The organism is Sulfitobacter sp. 1A13679, from assembly GCF_043557115.1.
GTDB classification, from domain to species: domain Bacteria; phylum Pseudomonadota; class Alphaproteobacteria; order Rhodobacterales; family Rhodobacteraceae; genus Sulfitobacter; species Sulfitobacter faviae.
Window position 1 is genome coordinate 109,506 of record NZ_JBIFFO010000014.1, and the last position, 6,592, is coordinate 116,097.

6 protein-coding genes are annotated in these 6,592 nt (G+C 63.6%); 5 read left to right on the forward strand and 1 reads right to left on the reverse strand.

All coding sequences use genetic code 11. The features are described from left to right. Positions 1-35: 35 nt before the first annotated feature. Positions 36-1,484: a TrkH family potassium uptake protein gene (locus tag ACGYLA_RS12545; protein WP_322328020.1), complete on the forward strand. Its 1,449-nt coding sequence runs from the start codon at positions 36-38 to the stop codon at positions 1,482-1,484. Positions 1,485-1,550: 66 nt separating this feature from the next. On the opposite strand, the gene ACGYLA_RS12550 is transcribed toward ACGYLA_RS12545, so the two are convergent. Continuing rightward, a complete protein-coding gene (locus ACGYLA_RS12550) occupies positions 1,551-3,401 on the reverse strand; it encodes a serine protease (RefSeq protein ID WP_394432843.1) in 1,851 nt (616 codons plus the stop codon). A gap of 155 nt (positions 3,402-3,556) precedes the next feature. Between ACGYLA_RS12550 and ACGYLA_RS12555 the strand changes: the two genes are divergently transcribed. The 4 genes from ACGYLA_RS12555 to ACGYLA_RS12570 all read left to right on the forward strand — a co-directional run. Then, a complete protein-coding gene (locus tag ACGYLA_RS12555; RefSeq protein ID WP_271687775.1) occupies positions 3,557-4,504 on the forward strand; it encodes a glycine--tRNA ligase subunit alpha in 948 nt (315 codons plus the stop codon). Then, positions 4,501-5,016 carry a DUF6446 family protein gene (locus ACGYLA_RS12560; RefSeq protein ID WP_394432845.1) on the forward strand — a complete coding sequence of 172 codons (516 nt, stop codon included), beginning with the start codon at positions 4,501-4,503 and terminating at the stop codon, positions 5,014-5,016. Before ACGYLA_RS12555 ends, ACGYLA_RS12560 begins: the two co-directional genes overlap by 4 nt. 81 nt (positions 5,017-5,097) lie before the next feature. Then, positions 5,098-5,913, forward strand: coding sequence for a DUF1206 domain-containing protein (locus ACGYLA_RS12565; RefSeq protein ID WP_394432847.1), 816 nt, complete (start codon positions 5,098-5,100; stop codon positions 5,911-5,913). A 92-nt stretch (positions 5,914-6,005) separates the two neighbouring features. After that, a partial coding sequence (locus ACGYLA_RS12570) for a glycine--tRNA ligase subunit beta (protein WP_394432849.1) occupies positions 6,006-6,592 on the forward strand: 587 nt, incomplete at its 3' end.

A 6,592-nucleotide genomic window follows, 5' to 3' on the forward strand; every position in this document is an offset into this window, starting at 1 on the left:
TGACAGCGACGAGCGGCCAAGCCAACGCTGCGCGCATGTTGGATATACGACCTGTCGGATATGTCGTGGGCCTTTTGGTGGCCGTGCTCGGCCTTGCCATGATCATCCCGATCTTGGTCGATCTGGCCGAAGGCCGGGGCCAGTGGTGGGTCTTCGTCGAAAGCGCGCTGATCACGACGCTGGGTGGCGGTATGATCGCCCTCGCCAGCGCCAATGGAGTCCGTGAAGGGCTCACCATTCAACAGACATTCATGCTGACCACCGGCGTCTGGCTGATGCTGCCGCTCTTCGGGGCCTTGCCCTTCGTGCTTGGCGCGACCGAGGCCAGCGTGACCGACGCGATGTTCGAGGCGATGTCGGGGCTGACGACCACCGGGGCCACGGTGCTGACCGGGTTGGAAGACCTGCCCAAAGGTCTGTTGATCTGGCGCGGTATTCTGCAATGGCTGGGCGGCATCGGTATCGTCGTTGTCGCCATGGTCTTCCTGCCTGAGTTGCGGGTCGGTGGTATGCAGATCTTCAAATCCGAATCCTTTGACACTTTCGGGAAAATCCTGCCCCGCGCGGGGCAGATCGCAACGCAGATTTCGGTGATCTACCTCTGGCTCACGCTGGCCTGCATGCTGAGCTATCTGGCCCTTGGGATGACCACCTTTGACGCGACCGTACATGCGCTGACCACGGTCTCAACGGGTGGTTTTTCCAACTACGATGCCTCCTTCAGCACCTTTTCCGGCCCCGCCGAATATGTCGCCGTGATTTTCATGATCCTCGCCGCGCTGCCCTTCGTACGCTATGTGCAGCTGATCAACGGCAACCCCGTGGCCCTCCACCGCGACCCGCAGGTGCGCGGCTTTTTTATGACGATGACCTTTCTGGTGGTGATCGTCTTTTTCGTTCTGCGCAGCGGCACGACCTATGAATCCGAGCGGGTCTTGCGCGAAGCGCTGTTCAACATCACCTCGATCATTTCGGGCACCGGCTATGCCTCGGCGGACTATATGCAATGGGGCAGTTTTGCCGTGGCGCTGTTCTTTTTCATAGGCCTGATCGGCGGCTGCGCCGGATCGACCACCTGTTCGATCAAGATCTTCCGCTATCAACTGCTCTTTGCGTCGATCCGCGCGCAGCTGCGGCGGATCCGTTCGCCCCACGGTGTCTTTACCCCGCGCTACGATGGCCGCCCGGTGGGGGCGGACGTGCTGAGCTCGGTGATGTCTTTCTTCATGTTCTTCGTCGTTTCGCTCGGCCTGATCTCGGTCGCGCTGAGCCTGACGGGGTTGGATTTCGTCACCTCGGTTTCGGGGGCCGCGGCGGCGCTGGCGAACATCGGCCCGGGCTTGGGAGAGATCATCGGCCCGGCGGGGAATTTCAGCAGCCTTAATGACACGGCGAAGTGGATATTGATCATCGCCATGTGGATCGGACGGTTGGAGCTGATGGCGGTCTACGTCATGTTCACCGCCAAATTCTGGCGCGCTTGAAACGTAAAAGGGCGGCGCGGATGGCACCGCCCTTTGTCTTTGTCGCTAGGGGCTGATCCCCCCGCGTTATTCCCAGCAGCTGACCAAGACGGTCATGCCCTGCGCGCGCAGGGTCAGGTCGCGCGGCGCGATCGGGCCGGTGGCCCCCTGCGCCTGCTTGCTGGCCAGCCCGGCCTCCTGCGCTGCCTTGAGGATCACATCACCATCAAGGGCAAAGCTCACGTCTTCGGGCAGTTTGCGGTCCGCTTCCGTCTGGGGCAGCAACATGCCCACGACGTGGCCATTCTCATCAAAGACCGGACCCCCAGCATCGCCGGGCTGGGCCTTGACCGACAGGCGCTTGAGGGTCTCATCCCCGTTCAGCCCCTTGAGGTCCGACAGCGCGCCAAAGGTCAGTGTCGCGGCACTCAGCACGCCTTCGTAGGAGTAACCCGCGACGGAGATTTCCGATTGCAGGCGCGGGGCCGCGTTGCTGAACTCGGCCACGGCCAGCGGGGCGAGGCGGCTTTCAGGCTTGAGCAGGGCAAGGCCGCGCGCCTCATCGGTGGCGACCACCGTGGCATCGGTATCGGCGTCCAGCGTCACCCGCCCACAGGAGGCCACGACTTCGCTGGTGGTGACGACCGCGCCATTGCCATCAATGAAAAAGCCGCTGCGGGCGATCTTGGGCTGGCGGATTTGCAGGCCGGCGACCAGATCGATCGCCTGCGCGTCGCTGTTGCCTTCGGCAGCGTCGAGCACACCGGGCAGGCGCGTGAGGCTTTTCGACATCTCGGCCACCACGCGGCGGCGGCGGTCTTCGTCCCCGGCGGGCCAGATCAGCGTGAAGCCCTTGATCTGACCGTTCTCAAGCGAGACCTGCGTCTGGCTGATGATGCTGCCGTTCTCGCCGATTAACTCGAAGGAATTGCGCTTGCGCTCGCGCGGGCCATCCAAGGGGACGATCTCAAGCGTTTGCATGATGTCGTAGAGGCCGTAGAGCGTATCCTGATTGCCCGGCTGGCTGATCAACAAGACCCGCGCGCCGATGTTGCCACTGCTGTCGTAATGGGCAAAGGGCGGCTCGTAGCGGGCGAAGTCGACCTCGGCGGTGGGCATCATGATCTCGATCCCGGCCTTCTCGTCGCGCACCAGTTGCAAGCCCAGCCCGTCGAGCACGGCGTTATACTGCGCCATCAGAGCCGCCCGCTGGCGCGTGGTCAGCACACCGGTCTGCTCATAGCTGTTGGCGCCCTGCCACGCGCGCATGGAGGCACGGGTGCCACGGCCGAAGGCACCGTCAATCGCGGCATCATAAAAGCCCGCCCATTGCAGGGCGATTTGCAGGTCTTTGCGCTCCTGCGCCGAAAGGGCGCGTTCCGAGCGGCGCGCCTCTGCCGGGGTCTCATCTGGTTCGGGCGGGGTGGGGGCCGGGGCGGTCTCGGCCTCTGCGGCTTCGGTTTCACCCTCCGTCCCTGCGGGATCAAGCGGGGTTGTCGTGACATCGGGGGTGCTGCTGCCCGCGGCGGTTTCTTCTGGCGCACCGCCATCCACGCCCACGGGTGCGTCGATCACGCCGGTTTCCAGAACGTTGTCACCCACGGGCCAGAATTGCTGCTGGAACCGGCTGGATTGCTGGATGAAGCTGTCGCGCGGCACCAGACCGTCGCGCACATAGCTGCGCAGCACCAGTTCCGCATCCTCGCGCCGGTAGGGGCCCACGGCGATGCCGTACCAACCGCCGCCCAAGGCAAAGCCATTCACGTCATCCAACAGGGTCTCATAGGCGCGCGCCCGATCCGTGGCCTCGGCCAAGGACGGCTGCGCCTCGATCTGAACCCAAACGACATCCTCTGCCGATTGCGCCCGCGCAACGCCAGCCCAGATCAGGCTCAGGGCCAAGAAGATCGCCACGGGGGCACGTAGAATTCGCTTCATCGTCACTCAACTCTCGCAAAACCAAATCCGAGCCAGATTACGCCGGAAAGCGGCGCGAATGCCATGCCAAAGGGGGCGAAATTCTGATAAAGCTGTGATTGACCCCCATGGCTTGCAGACGTAGGAAAGGCGCGCATCATTAAGGGGCAATCACCATGTCTGACGCAGCGCAGAAACCACGCTCTTTCCAAGAGATCATCCTTGCTTTGCAGAGCTATTGGGCGCGGCAGGGCTGCGCGGTGCTGCAACCCTACGACATGGAAGTGGGCGCGGGCACCTTTCACCCGGCCACCACGCTTCGCAGCCTTGGCACGCAGCCTTGGGCTGCGGCCTATGTTCAGCCCTCGCGCCGCCCCACGGATGGGCGCTATGGTGAGAACCCGAACCGTTTGCAGCATTACTACCAGTATCAAGTGCTGATCAAACCCAGCCCCCCCAATCTGCAAGACCTGTACCTCGGCTCGCTCGAAGCCATCGGCATCGACATGGCGCTGCATGACATCCGCTTTGTCGAAGACGATTGGGAAAGCCCGACGCTCGGCGCTTGGGGTCTGGGCTGGGAAGTCTGGTGCGACGGCATGGAAGTCTCGCAGTTCACCTATTTCCAGCAGGTCGGCGGCCATGACTGCCACCCCGTCTCGGGCGAGTTGACCTATGGGCTGGAGCGTCTGGCGATGTATGTGCTGGGTGTCGATCACGTCATGGACATGCCCTTCAACAGCCCCGACGCGCCGATCCCGCTGACCTATGGCGATGTGTTCAAACAGACCGAAGAGGAATTCGCGCGCTGGAACTTCGATACGGCCAACACCGAGGTGCTGCTCGATCAGTTCAACGAGGCCGAGGCGCATTGCAAATTCATCCTCGAACAGCCCGCCGAAGACCCAAAGACCGGCAAGCGCATCGTCATGGCGCATCCGGCCTATGACCAATGCATCAAGGCGAGCCATATCTTTAACCTGCTGGATGCCCGCGGCGTGATCTCGGTCACCGAGCGGCAGGCCTATATCGGGCGGGTGCGGGCGCTGGCCAAGCAATGCGCGGATGCCTTCGTGCAGACCCGCGCCGGCGGCTGGACGCCCGAGGCGGACAGCGCGGCATGAGCGGCAAGATTGTTGGCATCGTGATCCTCGTCTCCGCAGTGATCGCCGGTGCGGCGCTCTATTACCTTCAGATCTACGGCTTTTATCACGATGTGCCCGAGGCTAAGGTTGAACTCGTCTCTTTGACGACGGAGGAGCCGGAGGGGATCGCGGCGGAGAACCTACAGGCCATCGACGCCGACAGTTCCCCGATCCGGTTTCGCGCCTGTTTCGAGCATGACATCAGCCTCGCCATGGCGACCGAGACCTATGAGATGACCGACCATACCGATCCGCGCAACGCGCCAGGCTGGTTCGATTGTTTCGACGCCCCCGCCATTGCGGCTGAGATCGAGGCGGGCAGCGCGCTGACCTTCCTCGGCGGCAAAAACGTGCACTACGGCGTCGATCGGATCGTGGCGCTGACCGACGACGGGCGCGGCTATATCTGGCATGAGCTGAACGACTGCGGTGAGAAGTCCTATGACGGCACCGTGGTGGGCGAGGCCTGCCCGGAACGCCCCGCCGACTGATCTTATCCCCGCGCGCGGACCCTTTCGGCGGAACCTTTTGACGCTGCCGAACGCTTGTCCCCACATAGAACGGGGGCAAAAATGTCAGAGAAAACACATGAGGGGCTGAAATGGGTGATGCGCGCGGGCTATGGCGCGCGCGGGGTGATCTATACGATCATCGGGGGGCTGGCGCTTTTGGCCGCCCTGAAACGCACCCAAGCCTCGGGTACGAAAGACGCCCTCGCGGCACTGCGGGATGAGCCCTATGGCATCCCCGCGCTATTTGCCATCGGCATCGGGCTGCTTGCCTATCTGGTCTGGCGTGTGGCCGCGGGTGTGAAGGATGTCGAAGACCACGGCACCGACGCCAAGGGGCTGATCGCGCGGCTGGGGCAGATCACGACCGGGCTGATCCACGGCGGTATCGGCGTCTCGGTTCTCGCTCTGGCGATGAGCGGCAAGAACTCCGGCGGCAGTTCCGCGCAGGACTGGACGCAAAAGCTGATGGCCATGCCCGCCGGGCGCTATATCGTGGCCGCGGGGGCGCTGATCCTGCTGGGCGCGGGGATTTACTACGCCTACAAAGGGCTGAGCGGGAAGTATAAGGGCCATCTGGCGCGCACCCATTTCACCGAAAGCATCGACCCCATCGTGAAAATCGGCCTTGTCATCTATGGCGGCATTCTCGCGCTCGTCGCCTTTTCGCTGGGCTATGCGGCGCTCACGGCCAACCCCGAACAGGCGGGCGGTCTGGGCGAGGCGCTGCAAGACCTGCGCGGCATGGCCTTTGGGCGCTTCCTTCTGGGCGGGGCCGGGCTGGGGCTGATCGGTTTCGCGGTCTATAACTTCGTCGAAGCGGGCTACCGCGTGGTGCCGAAATTCTCCGACCCCGATATCCGCACCTTGTTGGATTAAACGCGGGGCGGGGGGCTAGACCCTCCGCCTAGCACTCGTTATCCAAGCCCCCGATGAGACGCCGCCGTCGCGGCAAGAATTGGGGGCCGCCCGTGCCAGATCTGCTGATTGAACTTTTTTCCGAAGAAATTCCCGCGCGGATGCAGAAACGCGCGGGCGAAGACCTGCAAAAGCTGGTGACCAACGGTCTGGTCGAGGCCGGTCTGACCTATGGCTCCGCGGCCGTTTTCACCACCCCGCGCCGGTTGACGCTGGCGCTTGGCGACATGCTTGCCGCCAGCCCCCGACAGGTGGAAGAGCGCAAGGGCCCCAAAGCCGACGCGCCCGAGAAAGCCATCGAAGGCTTTTTGCGCGGCGCGGGTCTGACGCGCGACCAGCTAGAGGAGCGTGACACACCCAAGGGCAAGGTGCTCTTTGCCAAGATCGAGAAACCGGGCCGCCCCGCCGCCGAGATCGTGGCCGAGGTGCTGGAGCAGACCATCCGCAACTTCCCCTGGCCCAAGTCCATGCGGTGGGGCAGCGGCAGCCTGAAATGGGTCCGCCCGCTGCATTCCATCCTCTGCGTGATCAGCGATGAGGCCGGGGCCGAGGTGGTGCCGCTGACCATCGACGGGATCACCGCCGGGAACACCACGCGCGGGCACCGTTTCCTCGCCCCCGACGAGATCGAAGTCGCGGG

Coding starts and splice junctions, on each gene's coding strand:
- ACGYLA_RS12560 (WP_394432845.1), top strand. CDS start 4,501: ATGAGCGGCAAGATTGTTGGCATCGTGATCCTCGTCTCCGCAGTGATC.
- ACGYLA_RS12545 (WP_322328020.1), top strand. CDS start 36: ATGTTGGATATACGACCTGTCGGATATGTCGTGGGCCTTTTGGTGGCC.
- ACGYLA_RS12550 (WP_394432843.1), bottom strand. CDS start 3,401: ATGAAGCGAATTCTACGTGCCCCCGTGGCGATCTTCTTGGCCCTGAGC.
- ACGYLA_RS12555 (WP_271687775.1), top strand. CDS start 3,557: ATGTCTGACGCAGCGCAGAAACCACGCTCTTTCCAAGAGATCATCCTT.
- ACGYLA_RS12565 (WP_394432847.1), top strand. CDS start 5,098: ATGTCAGAGAAAACACATGAGGGGCTGAAATGGGTGATGCGCGCGGGC.